16 protein-coding genes are annotated in these 17,206 nt (G+C 66.7%); 5 read left to right on the top strand and 11 right to left on the bottom strand.

Translation table 11 applies throughout. The annotated features are described in order from the left end of the window. The 3 genes from C3Y15_RS29075 to C3Y15_RS29065 form a co-directional block, all read right to left on the bottom strand. Window positions 1–1,701, bottom strand: a 1,701-nt coding sequence (locus tag C3Y15_RS29075) for a SulP family inorganic anion transporter (protein WP_134206910.1), incomplete at its 3' end; no start/stop codon positions are given. Window positions 1,702–1,739: 38 nt separating this feature from the next. Then, window positions 1,740–2,366, bottom strand: coding sequence for a ParB-like protein (locus tag C3Y15_RS29070; protein WP_011884649.1), 627 nt, complete (start codon window positions 2,364–2,366; stop codon window positions 1,740–1,742). 111 nt (window positions 2,367–2,477) lie between these two features. Beyond that, window positions 2,478–3,020, bottom strand: a complete 543-nt coding sequence (locus C3Y15_RS29065) for a GNAT family N-acetyltransferase (protein ID WP_041493958.1) — start codon at window positions 3,018–3,020, stop codon at window positions 2,478–2,480. Window positions 3,021–3,288: 268 nt separating this feature from the next. Between C3Y15_RS29065 and C3Y15_RS29060 the strand changes: the two genes are divergently transcribed. The 4 genes from C3Y15_RS29060 to C3Y15_RS29045 all read left to right on the top strand — a co-directional run bounded on the left by C3Y15_RS29060 (window position 3,289) and on the right by C3Y15_RS29045 (window position 8,514). Beyond that, window positions 3,289–4,509, top strand: a complete 1,221-nt coding sequence (locus C3Y15_RS29060; protein WP_014722954.1) for an MFS transporter — start codon at window positions 3,289–3,291, stop codon at window positions 4,507–4,509. 216 nt (window positions 4,510–4,725) lie between these two features. Continuing rightward, window positions 4,726–5,544, top strand: a complete 819-nt coding sequence (locus C3Y15_RS29055) for a TetR/AcrR family transcriptional regulator (RefSeq protein ID WP_011884645.1) — start codon at window positions 4,726–4,728, stop codon at window positions 5,542–5,544. Window positions 5,545–5,814: 270 nt separating this feature from the next. Beyond that, the gene (locus C3Y15_RS29050) at window positions 5,815–7,569 is read left to right on the top strand and encodes an AMP-binding protein (RefSeq protein ID WP_014722951.1); all 1,755 of its coding nucleotides are present in this window, start codon (window positions 5,815–5,817) and stop codon (window positions 7,567–7,569) included. Between the two features lie 27 nt (window positions 7,570–7,596). Continuing rightward, window positions 7,597–8,514, top strand: a complete 918-nt coding sequence (locus C3Y15_RS29045) for a DUF1571 domain-containing protein (protein WP_045579144.1) — start codon at window positions 7,597–7,599, stop codon at window positions 8,512–8,514. Window positions 8,515–8,544: 30 nt separating this feature from the next. Here the strand turns inward: C3Y15_RS29045 and C3Y15_RS29040 are convergent, their stop codons facing one another. Then, entirely contained in the window at window positions 8,545–8,826 is a 282-nt protein-coding gene (locus tag C3Y15_RS29040; protein ID WP_124260211.1) for a hypothetical protein, read from the bottom strand. A 294-nt stretch (window positions 8,827–9,120) separates the two neighbouring features. On the opposite strand from C3Y15_RS29040, the gene hfq reads away from it, so the two are divergent. Then, on the top strand, window positions 9,121–9,708 hold the full coding sequence (gene hfq, locus C3Y15_RS29035) for an RNA chaperone Hfq (protein WP_011884637.1): 588 nt from the start codon (window positions 9,121–9,123) through the stop codon (window positions 9,706–9,708). 83 nt (window positions 9,709–9,791) lie between these two features. Here the strand turns inward: hfq and C3Y15_RS29030 are convergent, their stop codons facing one another. Genes C3Y15_RS29030 through C3Y15_RS29000 form a run of 7 tightly spaced genes read right to left on the bottom strand, consistent with a single transcriptional unit; the run spans window position 9,792 to window position 17,192 of the window. Further along, window positions 9,792–10,496, bottom strand: a complete 705-nt coding sequence (locus C3Y15_RS29030) for a DUF2968 domain-containing protein (RefSeq protein ID WP_011884635.1) — start codon at window positions 10,494–10,496, stop codon at window positions 9,792–9,794. A gap of 54 nt (window positions 10,497–10,550) precedes the next feature. Further along, entirely contained in the window at window positions 10,551–11,942 is a 1,392-nt protein-coding gene (locus C3Y15_RS29025) for a sigma-54 dependent transcriptional regulator (RefSeq protein ID WP_011884633.1), read from the bottom strand. 11 nt (window positions 11,943–11,953) lie between these two features. Continuing rightward, entirely contained in the window at window positions 11,954–13,993 is a 2,040-nt protein-coding gene (locus C3Y15_RS29020; RefSeq protein ID WP_080938704.1) for a pilus assembly protein TadG-related protein, read from the bottom strand. Between the two features lie 11 nt (window positions 13,994–14,004). After that, entirely contained in the window at window positions 14,005–14,328 is a 324-nt protein-coding gene (locus tag C3Y15_RS29015) for a DUF3613 domain-containing protein (protein ID WP_034195566.1), read from the bottom strand. A gap of 20 nt (window positions 14,329–14,348) precedes the next feature. Beyond that, on the bottom strand, window positions 14,349–15,191 hold the full coding sequence (locus C3Y15_RS29010; protein ID WP_034195567.1) for a tetratricopeptide repeat protein: 843 nt from the start codon (window positions 15,189–15,191) through the stop codon (window positions 14,349–14,351). A 17-nt stretch (window positions 15,192–15,208) separates the two neighbouring features. Next, window positions 15,209–16,201, bottom strand: coding sequence for a type II secretion system F family protein (locus C3Y15_RS29005; protein ID WP_034195568.1), 993 nt, complete (start codon window positions 16,199–16,201; stop codon window positions 15,209–15,211). A 4-nt stretch (window positions 16,202–16,205) separates the two neighbouring features. Further along, complete coding sequence (locus C3Y15_RS29000; protein ID WP_034195569.1) at window positions 16,206–17,192, bottom strand: type II secretion system F family protein; 987 nt, start codon at window positions 17,190–17,192, stop codon at window positions 16,206–16,208. Window positions 17,193–17,206 lie beyond the last annotated feature (14 nt).

Here is a 17,206-nt window from a genome sequence, read left to right as displayed (position 1 = left end):
AGCGTGGATGAGAGCCTGCAGCAATTGCAGGCTCTCATCCACGCTCAGTTCCGACATCGCGTCGTCGCGCAGCGTATCGTCGGCCGCCCGGCGCAGCGCATTGAGCGCATGCGCCTTGAGCCGCACGATCGCGAGCCGCAGCCCGCGCGCCGCACACTCGGCCGCGAACGTGCGCAACGACTCGATCGTCGTGCCGTCCACGTCGGGCGTTTCCTCGAGGCTCAGCATCACGGTGTGCGCATCGGGTGCGTCCTTCATCAGCGCGCGCACGCGGTTGAGCATCCGGTCCGCGTTCGCGAAGAACAGCTGCGCCTCGGGCCGCACGATCAGCACGCCGGGCACCGGCTTCGCATCGGCATGATTCGCGACGTCGACGAAATCGTGCCCGTCGCGCAGCCGGCCGAGCACGCTGACGTTCGGCTCCGACAGCTTGCGCAGCGTCAGCAGCAGGTTCACGCCGATCGCCACGAGCAGCCCGTGCAGCACGCCGAGCACGAGCACGGCCAGCAGCGCCGCGATCACGACGAGCCGGTCGCGGTGCCATACCCAATACGGCCGGAATATCGACGGATGCAGCGAGTGGCTGACCGCGAAGATCACGATCGCCGCGAGCACGGGCTCCGGCGTGCGCGCGAGCTGCGGCAGCAGAAGCCCCACGATCAGCGCGACCACCGCCGCGGCCCACAGCCCCGCGAAGCGGGACTGCGCGCCGGCGGCCTCGTTCGCGGCCGTCGCCGAATAGCCGGCGCCGACCGGCATCCCGTGCAGCAGCCCCGAGACGAGGTTCGCGCAGCCGATCGCGACCAGGTCGCGATTCGCGGACACGCTGTCGCCGTGCTTCAGCGCGAAGTTGCGAATCGATCCGTACGACTCCGCGTACAGGATCAGCATCAGCGCGAATGCGAGCTCGACCGTCTGCATCCACGCATTGCGGTCGAGCCGCGGCAGCCCGAATTCGATATGCCGGAAATCGATGTGTCCGACCACCGCGATCCCGTAGCGCTGCCAGTCGACCAGATAGCCGGCGACGATCGACAGCACGATCACGACGAGCGTCGCCGGCACGCGCGAGCGGCGCCCGAGCGCAAACAGCAGCGCGAGCGCGGCCGCGCCGAGCGCGACGCTCGCGAGGTTCGCCTGCGGCGCGCCCGTGACGAGTTCGAGCACGACGTGCGGCGCGTCGCCGTGCCGCACGGAAACCGCGAGGATCTTCGGCAGTTGCTTGATGACGATCGTCAGCGCGAGCCCGAACGTGAACCCGCGCAGAACCGGCCGCGCGACGAAATCGGACATGCCGCCGAGCCGCGCCGCGCCCGACAGGATGAACAGCACGCCGGTCACCGTCACGAGTGCGGCCGCCAGCGCGAGTTGAGCGGCCAGCGCGAGCCCCGACTCGCTCAGCACGGTCGCGGCGAGCACAGCCGCCGACGACGACGTCGACGACACGATCGCAAAGCGGCTGCTGCCGGTCAGCGCATAGATGACGAGCCCTGACAGCAGCGCGATGAGGCCCGCCTGCGGCGGCAGGTTCGCAAGGCCGGCATATGCGACGGCCTCGGGGATCAGCAGACCGGCGATCGACAGGCCGGCCAGCGCGTCGAGGCCGACGCGCCGCGGCGGCGAAGGCGCGGCCGCATCGAGTGCGGCGAAATGCTCGGCGCGCTGCGGGCCGGCTTCCGGGCGAGTCTGGGTGGTCGTCATCGAGCCTTCTTCATCGAACGTCGGATCGCCTGCGCCGGTCACGGCTTGACCGCGATCACGCCGGACCAGCCCGGCAGATAGCGCGCGTCCTGATCGTGGGCGCGGCGCAGCGACAGGTCGAGCGCCTTGTCGAAATTCTTGCGGATCTGGTCGAGGCTCACGTGCTGGCGCAGGTAGTCGGCCCACAGGAATTCGCTGAACGGCGTCGCGTCCTTCGCGTAGCCGCCCGCGGTGCGCAGCTCGCCCGCGAGGCTGCGATACGGGTCGTCCTCGAGCCCGGTCAGCGCCTGCGGCAGATGCGCGTATTCGCGCCGCGCACCGTCCGGGCCGAACGGATGCACCCACTGGTTGTGCTCCATGATCCGCCAGAAAATCGTGTCGTCGAGCCACGACAGATCCTTCAGCAGCATGGCGTTCACGCGAGTCTCGCCCTCCTCGATCAATGCGAGGCCGAGATGGTGATGATCGGTGATGTAATGCAGGCCGCCCGGGCCGAGCACCGCGGGAAACCAGTGCGATTCGATCGCGGCCTGGCGCGCGCGCTTGCCGAGCGTCTTCCAGTGCTTGCGCTTCGCCTTCACTTCGCGATAGCCGACCGTCATCTGCGTCGGACGCAGCGCGTCGAGCCGGACGGGAATCAGATGAACGTCGTTGCCGAGTGCCATGGTCGTACCCCATGTTGCGAATGTCGGCAACGATACTCCTGATCGGACGAGCCGTTAATACGTCGCGACCTCGATACGCGTACGCTTGACGATCTCTGACAACCGGCGCCGCTAGGTGCGCAGGTCGTCGCGCTCCAGACGATGCCGCACGTAAGAGATGCCGTCATCCACGACGCCCACGCGGCGCATCCCGAGCTTGCGCGCGACGTTCAGCGAACCGGTGTTGGCCGCCGCGATGTCGGCGATCACGCGCGGCAGCCGCACGGTGTCGAATGCGTGCCGCACGACGGCCGCCGCGGCCTCGCTCGCGATGCCGCGCCCCCATGCCGCGCGCACGAGCCGCCAGCCGATCTCGACGTCGCGCGCGCCGCCCGCGTAGTCGGGAATCAGCAGCACCCAGCCGATGAACCGGTCGGGCGCGGCCTTCTCGAAGATCGACCAGTAGCCGAGGCCGGCCGGATAGTCGCGCGTGATCCGGTGCGTGACGAAGCGGCGATGCTCGGCGGGGTCGTGCCACGGGCCGGCGATGTACCGCGTCACTTCCGGATCGCGATCCATCTCGATGCACGCGTCGAGATCGGCGAGCACGCGCGGGCGCAGCCACAAGCGCTCGGTCTGCAGCACCGGCAACGCGGGATCGGGGGATTCGGCCATCTGGATTCCTGCTTCGGGAACGATGCGCATCGCGCGTGACGTGATCGATACAAAAAGCCTGCCGCAATGATACAGACGGCTGACGCGTCGCTCGGCCGGCATCGCCTCCGTTGCACGCAATGGATCATTTCATAGGGATTATTCCCGATTCGCCCGTATCGCGCGGCGCGACGGCCTACACTCGATCCATGCCCGCCGCACTGCGCGCCTGCCGGCCGGCAACCGTACGAGCCGGCAGGCAGGCAAGCCAACGAGGAGAACCCACGACATGAGCTGGACTCGCGAGCAACGCAACGTCACGATCGCCGCCTACCTCGGCTGGACGCTCGACGCATTCGATTTCTTCCTGATGGTGTTCGTGCTGAAGGACATCGCGGCCGAATTCGCAACGACGATCCCCGCCGTCGCGTTCGCGCTCACGCTCACGCTCGCGATGCGCCCGCTCGGCGCGCTGATCTTCGGCCGCCTCGCCGATCGCTTCGGCCGCCGCCCGACGCTGATGGTGAACATCGCATGTTATTCGCTGCTCGAGCTGGCGTCGGGTTTCGCGCCGAGCCTGACCGCGCTGCTGGCATTGCGCGCGCTGTTCGGCGTCGCGATGGGCGGCGAATGGGGCGTCGGCTCGGCGCTGACGATGGAAACCGTGCCGACGCATGCGCGCGGCATCGTGTCGGGGCTGCTGCAGGCCGGCTACCCGAGCGGCTATCTGCTCGCTTCGGTCGTGTTCGGGCTGTTCTACCAGTACATCGGCTGGCGCGGCATGTTCATGGTCGGCGTGCTGCCTGCGCTGCTCGTGCTGTACGTGCGCGCGCACGTACCGGAGTCGCCCGCGTGGAAGCAGATGGAGAAACGGACGCGGCCAAGCCTCGCCGCCACGTTTCGGCACAACTGGAAGCTCGCGATCTACGCGATCGTCCTGATGACCGCATTCAACTTCTTCTCGCACGGCACGCAGGACCTGTATCCGACGTTCCTGCGCGAGCAGCATCACTTCGATCCGCATACCGTGTCGTGGATCACGATCGTGCTGAACCTCGGCGCGATCGTCGGCGGCCTCTCGTTCGGCGCGATCTCGGAGCGGATCGGCCGCCGCCGCGCGATCTTCATCGCGGCGCTGATCGCACTGCCCGTGCTGCCGCTGTGGGCATTCTCGAGCGGCCCGCTCGCACTGGCGGCCGGCGCGTTCCTGATGCAGATATCGGTACAGGGCGCGTGGGGCGTGATCCCCGTGCATCTGAACGAAATCTCCCCCGACGAGATCCGCGCGACCTTCCCCGGTTTCGTCTACCAGCTCGGCAATCTGCTCGCGTCCGGCAACGCGACGATGCAGGCGTCGCTCGCCGTGTCGCACGGCAACGACTATGCGTTTGCGCTCGCGCTCGTGGCCGGCATCGTGGCCGTCGCGATCGCCGTGCTGATCCTGTTCAGCCGCGAGCGGCGCGGCATCGACATGACGCAATCGGTCAATACACGTACCGGCGCCGGCTGAACCCGCACGTTGCCGCGCCGCACCATCGGATGCGCCGCGCGGGGCGTGGCTTGCGTCCGACGTATCCCGCATCTGCACATCGAACTAGAGGAATTTGCCGAGACTCCGCGCTTGCCCGGCCTGCCTCCGTCTTTTTATCTTAATAAAAACAGCCGTTTGAATCAGACGAACGAATCAGCTGTTCGCGGCCGGGCGACCGGCATTGGGAGGCGGGACATGGCAGTAACTCAGGAGGGGCGGCCGTCGACGGGACGGCCGTCGGGGACGCGACCGTCCGGCACTCGGCAGAGCGGCGGCACGAAGGTGCGCATCCTCGATGCAGCCGAGGATCTGTTCATCGAGCACGGCTTCGAAGCGATGTCGATGCGGCAGATCACGTCGCGTGCGGCGGTGAACCTTGCCGCGGTCAATTACCACTTCGGCAGCAAGGAAGCGCTGATCCACGCGATGCTGTCGCGTCGGCTCGACCAGTTGAACCAGGAACGGCTCGGCATCCTCGACCGCTTCGATGCGCAACTGGGCACCCACATCACCTGCGAGCACGTGCTCGGCGCGATGTTCATTCCCGCGCTGAAGGCGTCGCGCGATCCCGAGCGCGGCGGCCCTGCGTTCCTGCGGCTGATCGGCCGCGCATACACCGACCCGTCGCCGTTCGTCCGCAACTTCCTGACCGCGCACTATGCGAGCGTCGCCGGTCGTTTCTTCGATGCGTTCCAGCGCGCGCTGCCGCACCTGCCGCGCACGGAACTCGGCTGGCGGCTTCACTTTGCGATCGGCGCGCTGTCCGGCGCGCTCGCCGGCGCCGAGACCGAAAGCCTGATCGACGAATTCTCGCAACGCCGCACGATGAACGACGTGCAGATGATCGCGCGGCTGTCGTCGCTGATCGTCGCCGCGCTGAAGGCGCCGATGCCCGACAGCGCGCAGCTGGCGATCTTCGCGGCCGTGCTCGACGATGCCGGCGCGAGCGAAGCGCTCGGGATGCCGTCGGCGGCGGCCGCCGTCGATACGGCGGCAGCGCATTCGGCGGGTTGAACGCGGCGCGCGGCGCAGATCCAGCGTTTCATGACTCGTTTGATCGAGGCCGGTGGGGGTACGTCGCCGGTTGGGACCGGATTTTTGTGGCGAAAACCGATGGGGTTTTCGCCGGATGAGGATAGTGCGGGCGGTGACGCGCTGGGGTGCGTCGACCGCGAAGCATGGGGCGAGAGTAGGCGATGAAGCGCTGACGCTCGCCGACCGCGAAGCATGGGGTGAGAGCAAGCGCTGAAGCGCCAACTCTCGCCGACACCGGAGACACACATCATGTCAGCACCCGCAGCAACCGCAACGGCGCAGCTCCCGCCCGCCACCGACGGCATCTGGTACAAGTCGTACCCGCGCGGCGTGCCGCACGAAATCGACGTCGCGCAATACACGTCGCTCGTGCAATTCTTCGACGAATGCACGACGCGTTTCGCCGAGCGAGTCGCGTACGTGAGCGCCGGCGCATCGATGACCTACCGCACGCTCGCGCAGAAAGTCGATGCGTTCGCGTCGTATCTGCAAAGCATCGGCGTGAAGCCGGGCGACCGCGTCGCGATCATGCTGCCGAACACGTTCCAGTATCCGGTCGCACTGTTCGGCACGCTGAAAGCCGGCGCGATCGTCGTCAACGTCAATCCGCTCTACACCGCCCGCGAACTCGCGCACCAGCTCAAGGACAGCGGCGCCCAAACCATCGTCGTGTTCGAAAACTTCGCGCGCACGCTGCAGGACGCGCTGCCCGACACCCAGGTGAAGAACATCGTCGTCACCGCGCTCGGCGACCTCCTCGCCGACGGTCTGAACGCCAAAGGACACCTGATCAACTTCGTGCTGAAGCACGTGAAGAAGCTCGTGCCGCCCTACAACCTGCCGCAGGCGGTGCGGCTGCGCTCGGCCCTCGCGCTCGGCGCGCGCACCAAACCCCAGCCGGCGCGCGTCACCCGCGACGACCTCGCGTTCCTGCAATACACCGGCGGCACCACCGGCGTCGCGAAAGGCGCGATGCTCACGCACGGCAACCTGATCGCGAACCTGCTGCAAGCGAAGGCATGGATCGCCGACCAAGTGTCGGGCGACGTCGAAACCGTCCTCACGCCGCTGCCGCTCTACCACATCTATTCGCTGACGGTGAACGCGTTCATCTTCATGGGGCTCGGCGGGCGCAACATCCTGATCGCGAACCCGCGCGACATGACGATGGTGATGAAGATCATCCGCAACGAAACCTTCACCGGCATCACCGGCATCAACACGCTGTACAACGCGTTCCTCGACAACGAAGAATTCCGCAAGCGCGATTTCTCCAAGCTCAAGCTCGCGATGGCTGGCGGGATGGCGATGCAACGCGCGGTCGCGGAACGCTTCGAGGAAGTCACGGGCAGGCCGGTCGTCGAAGGCTACGGGCTCACCGAATGCTCGCCGATCGTCACGATGAACCCGGTCGACCTCAGCGACATGGCCGCGTTCAGCGGCTCCGTCGGCCTGCCCGCGCCATCGACCCAGGTGCGCTTTCGCCGCGAGGACGGCACCTGGGCCGGCATCGGCGAGCCCGGCGAGCTGTGCGTGCGCGGCCCGCAGGTGATGCGCGGCTACTGGCAACGCCCCGACGAAACCGCCAAGGTGCTCGACGCCGACGGCTGGCTCGGCACCGGCGACATCGGCGTGATGGACGAGCACGGCTTCATCCGTCTGATCGATCGCAAGAAGGACATGATTCTCGTATCCGGCTTCAACGTGTACCCGAACGAGATCGAGGAAGTGCTGGTCATGCATCCGGGCATCAGCGAGGCTGCGGCGATCGGCATTCCGGACGAGGTGCACGGCGAGCGGATCAAGGTGTTCGTCGTGCGGCGCGACCCCGCGCTCACCGTCGACGACGTGCTCGCGCATTGCCGCAAGAACCTCACCGGCTACAAGATGCCGAAGTCGGTCGAATTCCGCGACGCGCTGCCGCAGACGAACGTCGGCAAGATCCTGCGCCGCGCGCTGCGCGACGAGGAGCTCGCGAAACTCGAGGCCGCGAAACAACGCTGAACGATGGCTCGCCCGGAGACGCCGCCGATGAACCCACGAACGATGCGCCGCGCCGCGCATGCGGCCGCCGCCGTCGCATGCATGCTGACGCTGGCACCGCCGCACGCGCAGGAAACGGCCGCCGCTGCCGCCAGCGCGCCCACGGCCACAGCCACGACGCTGCCGGCCGAGCTCGACAAGGTCACGCACGAACCGGCTGCGCAGCAGGCGCGCTGGCTGCGCGCGGCCGCGCAGCGCGGCACGCTCGCGCAACTCGACGACGCGACGCTCACCGCGCTGTTCAACGCGCTCGATCCGCTCGCGGTGCCGCTCTATGTCGGTCATGGCCCGAACGGCTATCCGTCGTACCAGTTCACGATGGCGCGGCAGGAACGCATCAACGGCAAGTGGCCCGACACGCCCGACCGCATGCTCGTGAAGACGACGCGCGAGCCGCTGCGCGTGTACGCGAAATGGCTGCCGGGCGGCGCGCATGCGGGACAGGAAACGATCTACGACACGACGCTGCGCAAGGACGAGATGTACGGCCATCTCGGCGGGCTGCTCGGCAAGATTCCGCTGTGGACGGCGCTCGACGGCGCGCTGGCGCGCGCCCAGTCGAATCACCAGGTGAAGGATCTCGGCACCGAGTTCATCGCGAACCTGTACCTGAGCGAAGCAAGGAAATACCAGGAGGCCGGCGTCCAGCGGCCGACCCACGTCGAAGCGAAAACCATCGGCGGCGTACGCGTGGTCGCCCTCACCTACGAAACGCCGACCGGCCGCCCGCAGTTCTATGCGAAGAAGGAAGTGCTCGGCCTCGATCTGCACGCGCCCTACTTCCGGACCGTCGAGTCGTACGACAACGACGGCAGGATCTTCGAGCGGATCGTCATCGAGACGATCGCGCCGGCGACGCTCGACGCGTCCGCGTTCGATCCGAAGAACCCGGACTACGCGTTCTGAGCGTCACGCGCGCCGCGCCGCGCGCCGTGCTCAATCGTCGTCATCGTCGTGGTGCTTGCGCCAGTGCTTGTAATAGTGCTTGCGCCACTTCCGGTAACCGTCGTCGTCATCGTCGCCGTAGTAGCCGTACCCGTAGCCCGGATAGGCGACGACCGCCAGCTGCGGCGCCACATAGACCGGCGCCGGCTCGACATAGACCGGCGCGACCGGCACGCCGATCCCGACGGACAGGTCGACGTGCCCCGCCATTGCGCTGCCGGACGCGACCAATGCCGCGCCGCCGATCCACACCGCCAAGCCCCTCTTGTTCATGTTTCGTTCCATGTTCCGCCGGCCTGCCCGGCATTCGCCGCGACTGTAATCCGGACGCGCACGACGAGGTGCTACGCCGCTGCGAGAGTCGTAACGCGACGTAACCGAACGGCAATCGGCCGTTCGGCCGAATCGCGAAAATGCCCTGGAGCGTCTATAGTGGGTTACGGTTCGACACAATCGCGATCACGCGCGGGCGGAACGAACAGGGTAGAATCCCGCTAAATACTTGGTGAGCGATCACGCCACACACACGCACAACACATCTCTGACGCAGGCTCCTGCCGCACCTCAATGGCCAATCCCGCAGAATCCCATCCGCAAAACGACTTCATCAATTCGGCACGCAAGGAACGTAAGCGTGTTGAAATCTATCTCGTCAACGGCATTCGTCTGACGGGTTGCATCGAGTCGTTCGATCAGTACCTGGTGATGCTGCGCACCCCTGTGGGTCTGCAAGGCATCTACAAGCGCGCGATTTCGACGATCCAGCTCGACACGGGCGGCTCGCGTCCCGGCGGCGGCCCGCGCGGCCCGCGTCCCGGCGGCCGGCCGGGCGGCCGTGAAGGCGGCGGCCACAGCCCGTACGGTTCGCACGGCGGCTCGCGCGAGTCGCGCGGCGACGGCGGCTACGGCTCGCGTGAACCGCGCGAGGGCTACGGTTCCCGCGAACCGCGCGAAGGATACGGCTCGCGTGAGCCGCGGGAAGGCTACGGCGCACCGCGCGAACCGCGCGAAGGTTATGGCGCACCGCGCGAAAGCTACGGCGCGCCGCGCGATACCAGCGACGCACCGGGCAGCAGCGCGCCATCCGATTCACGTGGCGGCACCGGGCCGGTGATCGTCACCCGGCGCCGGCGAATCGTGCCGGACGGCCAGTAAAACAAAAGGGCAAGCCAAACGGCTTGCCCTTTTTGCTGGTAGGCCGGCGCGGCATGTCGCCGCACCGCGCACCCCATGACCGCTCAGTGTGCCGTCGACGGCAAGCCCGCATTGGCCTCACGCTGCAGCGCGCGCACCTGCTTCTGCAACGCGCGCAACTGACCCTGAAGCTGCGCCTGCTGCGTCTGCAGCGCCGCCGTTTCGTCGCGTACGTTCTTCTGGTGATCGGCGACCGCGGCCTGCTGCTCGTGCGCGATCGACAGGTCGGCTTGCAGGCGACGTGCGCGGTCCTGCGTGGCCTGAATCTGCCGGTCGGTTTGCGCCTTCTGCGCTTCCAGCTTCGCCGCCCGCAACTCGTTGACGGCCAGCCGCGCCGCCTGATGCGAGAAGTCGCGGTAGATCGCTTCGGCGCGCGCGTCGTCGTGCGTCTTGATCACACGCCAGAACGCCTTCTGCTGAAACAGCGCGACGAAATACGCACCGTCCTTCACGTTGAACAACAGGCTCGCGCCGTAGCTGCCGTTATAGTTCGTGCGCATTTCCGTCAACGCATGCGCCTGCATCTGCCGCTGCAGCTCGTCGACCGTGCTTTGCCCGGTCGTCTCGCCCGCCTGCGGCTGCACCGACTGAACCTGCGGATCGAGCGCCGGAATCGCCGCTACCGGCGCCGACGCCTGCTGCACCGCCGATGCCGCATCGGCTGCCAATCCCTGCGCGTACACGCCCTGCATGCCTCCCATCATGGCGAACAGCACGCATGCCCGCCCCAACCCCGTAATGTGGCTCATGAATTTTTATTCCCGCCCGTGTCGTTGTAATTGAGCGCGATTTTATCTCATTAATTAATCGCTTTCGCGAGTCTCGGGCTCTTCGTCGAAGATCTGGTACTTGCGCATCTTTTCCCACAGCACCTTTCGGCTGATGCCGAGTTGCTGCGCGGTGTCCTGGCGTCTCCAACCGTTGGCGTCCAGTGCGGCGATCACGCGGCTGCGTTCGTTCATGTCCCACTTGCTGCGATCGACGAACACTTCCGCCGCGCTCTCCGCCGGCACCGGCTGCGCCGAATTGCGCGCGTGCGCGATCAGCCGCTGCAGCCGCGCGGCATCCCAGCCGCCCGTCTGCCGCACCGTCACGCCGACGCGCTCGGCCAGATTGCGCAATTCCCGCACGTTGCCCGGGAAATAGCTGTCCGCGACCGCGTCGGCGAGCCAGTAAGGCAGGTCCGACAGTTCGGCGAGACGCGCCTCGCCCACCACGTCGGCGACGAACGACTTGAACAACGCGATCTTGTCGACCGCGCCGCGCTCCTCGAGCGACGGAATGCTCAGCTCGATCACCGCGAGCCGATAGTACAGATCCGCGCGAAACAGCCCGTCCTTCACGAGTTGCGGCAACTTCTTGTTGCTGGCCGCGACGAGGCGGAAATCGACCTTGACCGGCGTCGTCGCACCGACCCGCAGCACCGCGCCGTCCTCGAGCACGCGCAGCAGCTTGACCTGCTGATACAACGGCAGATCGCCGACTTCGTCGAGGAACAGCGTGCCGCCCGCCGCCTGCTCGAAGTAGCCTTTATGCGCAACAACCGCACCCGTGAACGAGCCCTTCGCATGGCCGAAGAACAGCGATTCGAACAGGCCGTCGGGGATCGCGCCGCAGTTCACCGGCACGAATTCGCCGTGCCGGTAACGCGAATGCTTCTCGTGCAGCAACTGGGCGATGCGCTCCTTGCCGACGCCGGTTTCGCCGTGCAGCAGCACGTTGGTGTCGCAGTCGGCGAAGGTATCGACTTCGTGCAGCAGCGCCTGCATCGACTCCGAGTGCGCGACGAGTTCGGACGGCTGCAGCGTTTCGGCCGCGTGCGCGCGCAATTGCGTGACGAGCTTGCCGACCATCCCGCGCAGTTCGGCACAGGTGAAGTCGAGCGGCAGGATGTGCGAATAGTCGGGCGGATACTGCGACGCATCGTGATCGCGCGCCGCACCGACCCACACGACGGGCATGCCGATGTTGGCCTGCCAGTCGCGCAGGAACGCCGCACCGGTTTCGATCATCGTCACGCTGATGATCGCGAGCGACGGCCGCAGTGCGGCGCGCTCGGGCGAGATCTCCGCGTTGTCGGCACGGATCACCTCGACGTCGAAGCTCGCCATGCAGCGGGCAACGCGGTCGACGATGTCCGCCTTGCCTTCCCAGACGTACAGGTCGAGTTCTGCGATTGCGGGCGTGTTTCTCATGGCTGTTGCTTTCAATGGACGATTTGCGGGGCGTTGCATGTCAGGCTGTGCTGAATCACGGTCAATTGGCCGACTTGCAGTCCGAGTGCGGACAGCAGCGGCGTCACGAGCGTGTTGAGCAACGGATTCACAAGCCCGACGAGCAACGGGATGAGTTGGTCCGTCAGCGGTTGGAGAATCTGCGTGAGAATCGACAGATCGAGGCCCAGAACGTTGAGCTGCAGCGCGGTGCCATTCAACACATTGGTCAGCTGGACGCCCAGCGTGTTGGTGGCAGTCGCCGACGTGGTCCAGTTGGGCCCCGGAGACCAGGCCGACGATGCGCAAGCGCCGTTGCCCGGCTTGGTATTGCAGAACGAGTATTGCGAATTGTTCGGATAGACGATGCCGGTACCGGTCAACGGCAGGTCGGCATTCAACGCGCCCGGTGTCGACGGCAACGGCGGCCCGCTGTATATCGGCGTGCTGGCGCTGCCGCCTACATACGCGACGGGGTTCGACGCCGACAGCGCGATTTGCAGCGCGGTGAAGTTGCCGAGTATTCCAGACGCCGAGAGCTTCGCGACGGGAATCGTGCCGGACGAAGCCGCACAGCTCGGCGCATTGAGGTTCAGCTTGCCGCCGGTATTCTGTCCGGCGCAGATCATCGCCGCGCCCGGCAAGGCGCCGAAAGTCGCGGTGCTCGCGGCCGGCGCCGACTGGCAATCGGTACTTGCCAACCAGGCCCGCGCCGGGCCGCCCGCGATGATATAGAGCGGCAGACGCGGCCCGGAAAGCTGGATCGTCAGCAACGGCACCAACGGCGGAATCTGCAGCGGCGGCGGGTCCGACAATACCTGCAGATCGGCGTAGATGCCGATCTCCGCCTGCGACGCCTGCGTGCGCCAGATGCCGTTCACCTGCCCTGCCTCGCCGATGCCGATCGACGGCGGCGCCAGCACCTGCAGTTGCAGACTGTTGACGCGCGCAAGCGCCGATACCGCGCTGATCAGCGGACACAATGCGTTGCCCGGGCAACTGGTTTGCCCGATCGATACCGACAATGCACTGTTGTATGCGCCGACCTCCGCCGTCGTGATCAGCAACTGCAGCACATTGATGCTGGCGTTCGCCGCAGCCTCCGCGTTACTGCCGGAGTATTGAAGGAGGCTGCCCAACGCGATCTTCGACACATTGACGCTCGCACCGACGCTGCCCCGCAACGTGGTGAGCACCACGCCGACCGTCGTATCCTTGCCGACCGCCGTCGCGGCGAGATTGAGAATATCGGATACGGTCAGATCGAGGCCCAGCAGCTGGCCGATCGTGGGCGGACTCGACATGCCGGACTGGCCGAGCTGCAGCGCGGCGTTGGCCAATTGAGCCAGCGTGACGTTGGCCACGGCCAGCGACTGATAGCTCGCCAGGCCGACGTTGACGTTGGCCGAAGCACCCAGCAAGCCGGTCAGCAACGAATCGAGCAGCGCGGAAGACGACGTATTGAGACTCGCGAGCGTCGCAGCGACGCTGAACGTATCGATCGCCGACGAACGTGCCGTTGCAGTGGCCGACAACACGGCCTTTCGACCACTCAATTGGCTCAGCAGCCCGAGAAAGAAATACTGCACTTGCCGGTACACCGTCACGCGTGCCGCATTGGCGACCGACTGCGCCGGCGTAACGTATGCATTCGCGGTATCCCATGCGCCGCAGCTGACGGCGATCTGGTCGTTGCCCGGCGTCGGCGTGGCGTTCGCCGCGGCATCGATCAGCGTGACCGAATAACCGTTGTCGTTCAGGCCCGCGCTGACCGCCACGTTCTTCTTCGCATCGCTCAGGCATCTGGCCGGATCGCTCGACATCGGCTGAACCGCCGCCAATGCGACCATGTCGGCGACGCGCTGCAGGTCCCGCTTCTGAAAATACAGGTTGCCGACGTCGATCGCCCCCAGCACGACGAGCGCGACCAACACCCAGATCGCTCCGATGACCGCAATCGAGCCGCGCTGCCGACGTCGCGCCATCCAACCTGCGCTGGGCCGCCGAATCACGTATGGATGATCACCGCGCATCGTCGTCTCGCTTACTGCGCACTCTGCCCGCCGCCCGACATGCCGCCCGCGGAGCCCATCTGCGAACTCATCGATTCGGGAATCTTGTTCTTGAAGGAATCCAGATAGCGCTGGTACGTCAGCGTCGCAACGTCGCCGAGCAACGGCTGTGTCGGCGCAGCCACGCGGTTGTCCCGCTGCAGCGACAGCCATTGCTGCGTCGAGCGCCCCACCTCCGATGCGCCCGGCGCAGCGACCTGCCCGTATGCGGCAACGGTACCCAGCGCGATGCCGGCGATCGCGCCGAGCAGAGCGATGCGGCCCGCGCGCATGTATCGGTGAAATGTCTGCTTCATGTCGTTCCCCGCGTATCCGTTCATTGTGCAAACCGTTGCAGCAGCGGCGCGGTCTGGTCATAGCTGAGATTGTTCGCCATCGGCGCGATCGACATCGGCGCGGCACGCCGCGATACCACCGGCGGCGTTGCCACCGCCCGCTGCTGCGCGCGCGCCGCGGCCGCCACTCTCGCGGCATCGCTGCTGATGTCCTTGCGGATATTGGCCGGCAAACGCTGCTGGTTCATCAAGCGCTGCGCGTCCTGCGCGCGCCCCGCGGCAACCAGATACAGCGCGAGGTTGCTGACGATCTTGGGGTTGCGTTGATCCAGTTCAGCGGCCTTCATCAGCGGCACGCGCGCGCCGACGATGTCGCCGCTGCGCAATTTCGCGTACGCGAGATCGGACAGCAGCGACGCATCGGTCGGCGCGAGTTCGGACGCCTGCGTCAACGCCTGCACCGCCTGGCCGAAATCGCCGGCTGCGCCCGCGATCAGCCCGAGCCCGCGATAGCCGCGCGCGGCGAGCGGCGTCTTCAGCAATTGCTCATAAGCTGCCGCACTCGCGGCCGGCTGGTCCGTCATCCGCAGCGCATCCGCTCGCAGCAGTATCGTGTCCGGCGATACGCCGTACGTTTTGTCGTACGCGTCGATATGCGCGAGCGACGCGTAATACAAACCTTGTGTCTGCATCCGCTGGATCAGGCCGAGATACATGCCCGGCGTATCGGGCACCGCTTGCTTCTGGTCCGCGGCCTGGATCAACGCCGCACGTTCGGTCTGTGCGCCGACACCATATCCGCTCTCCTTGGTCGCGCATGCAACGAGCATCAACGCCATCGTCGCCATGCCGGCCAGCCTTGCCATCCTGCCGATCCGCTTCATCGTCTTTCCTTCCACCGTCAATGGTGCGCCGACAGCGCGTGCGTCACTGCCAGAAATCCGGGGCCGGCCGTCACGATCAGCAGCGCAGGCAGCAGCGTCAGAACCATCACCCCGGTCATCTTCACGGTCAATCGGCCGATTCGTTCGCGCAGCATCGCGCGACGCGTCTCGCGCAATCGATCGCCGAACTGCTTGAGCGGTTCCTGAACGGCGCCGCCGTGCTTGTCCACCTGCACCATCAGCCGTGCGATCGCGCGCAAATCCTCGTTGTCGAAGCCGCCGGACAAGCGCTGCATCGACTGCTCGCGCGTGCGGCCGGCCGCGAAATGGCGCTGCGCGATGCCGACCTCCGACGAGAGCACCGGCATCATCCCGCGGAAATCGTTCGTCACGACCTGCAGGCTTTGATCGAGCGACAAGCCGACGCCCTGCAACAGCCGCAGCATGTCGACCAGCAACGGCAATTCGTCGATCACGCTCTGACGTCGAGCCGCGGCACGGCGGCGCACGTAGAGCTTCGGCAGCATGAAGCCGAATGCGAATGCGGCGAACACGCCGATCGTCCAGTATCCGCCCTTCATCCGGCCGCTCGCGAACACCGCGAACAGCACGGGCACGGCGATCCCGCAGGCGAGTCGCGCCATCAGGAACAGCCCGCGCGTGCGGGCGTCGACGTAGCCGCATTGCTCGAGCAGACGACGGTCTTCGTCCGCGACGATATGCTTGCCGAAGCCGGTGTCGAGCAGGCGCATCCCGTTCGCCGATACCCAGCCAAGCATGCGTTCGACGCGTTGCCGAACGCGCGCGTCCGGTTTCCCGGCGGAATCGCCGGCCGCAGCGCTTCCCGGCTTGGCTGCCTCGAGCGTCGCCATGCGGTGTTCGAGCGCATCCTTCAGCGCACGCTCGGCACGCGACGCGGCGCTCGCGCGCAACATCGCGGCCATGCCGAACAGCAGGACGCCGAGCGCGCCAAGCGCCAACGCGATCGATCCGATTTGAGTTGCCGTCATCGCATCACCTCAGCCGGGCCATCCGGTACAACCACACACTGCCCGCCACCTGCATCACGAACGCGAGCGTCAGCAGCACGCGTCCGCCCGGGTCGTTCCACATCCCTTGCAGATACCTCGGGTTCGTCATCACGACAAAACTGCCGATCGCGACCGGAAGCATCATGAGCACGAACGCCGACAACCGCGTCTCCGCCGACATCGCCGTCAGCTCGCGCTCCGCCTGCTCGAGATCGCGCATGAACACGGCCATCCTCTCGAGCATCACGTCCGCGCGTCCGCCGTATTTCACCGACAGCCGCAGCACCGAGCCGAGCAGCTCGAATTCCTTCGTGCGGTAGACCTTCGCGACATGTAGCATCGCGCGATCGATCTCGACGCCCGAGCGCAGCATCCTCGACACGTGATCGAGACAGCCGCGCAGCGGTTCCTCGCTCGTCAGCAGCGCCGCCTGGAACGCCGCGGGCACGCTGTTGCCGAGCGTCACCAGCCGCACGATGCCGTCGAGGAACGACGGAATCTGCCGGACGATCTTCAGCCGTCGCCGCTGGATGCGCGATGCCAGCCAGACGCCGAACATCGCGCCGCCGCACACGAGCGCCGCCAGACCGGCGAGCACGCCGGCGCGATGGGTCGCGAGCCCGGCGATCGCCAGCAGCACGGCGAGCGCACCGATCGCCTTGCCGCGAGCGCCTTCGATGCCCGCGCGGTTCACGAGATTGGCGAGGTACTCGGCGGCCGACGCATACCACTGCACCCAGAAGGCCTCGGCCATCGCGCCGCGCGCGACACCGGACGGCGACGCGGTGCGCGCGCCGGCAGATGCCGCCGCCGGCTGCGCCGGCGCGCGCGCGCCCGGTTCGAGCCGGCTGTCGATGAAGCGCTTCGCGTCCGTTCGCACGCGCCGGGTTTCTGCATGTCGCCACAGCATCAATGCCGATGCCACGCACAGCATCGCGACCGCGAGCACCCAGACCATCGCGCTATACATTGAAGCCCCCGCCC

This window comes from Burkholderia sp. B10 (assembly GCF_004368385.1).
GTDB lineage: Bacteria > Pseudomonadota > Gammaproteobacteria > Burkholderiales > Burkholderiaceae > Burkholderia > Burkholderia vietnamiensis.
The sequence above is the reverse complement of the archived record's forward strand: the minus strand, read 5'-3'. Positions and strand labels throughout refer to the sequence as shown.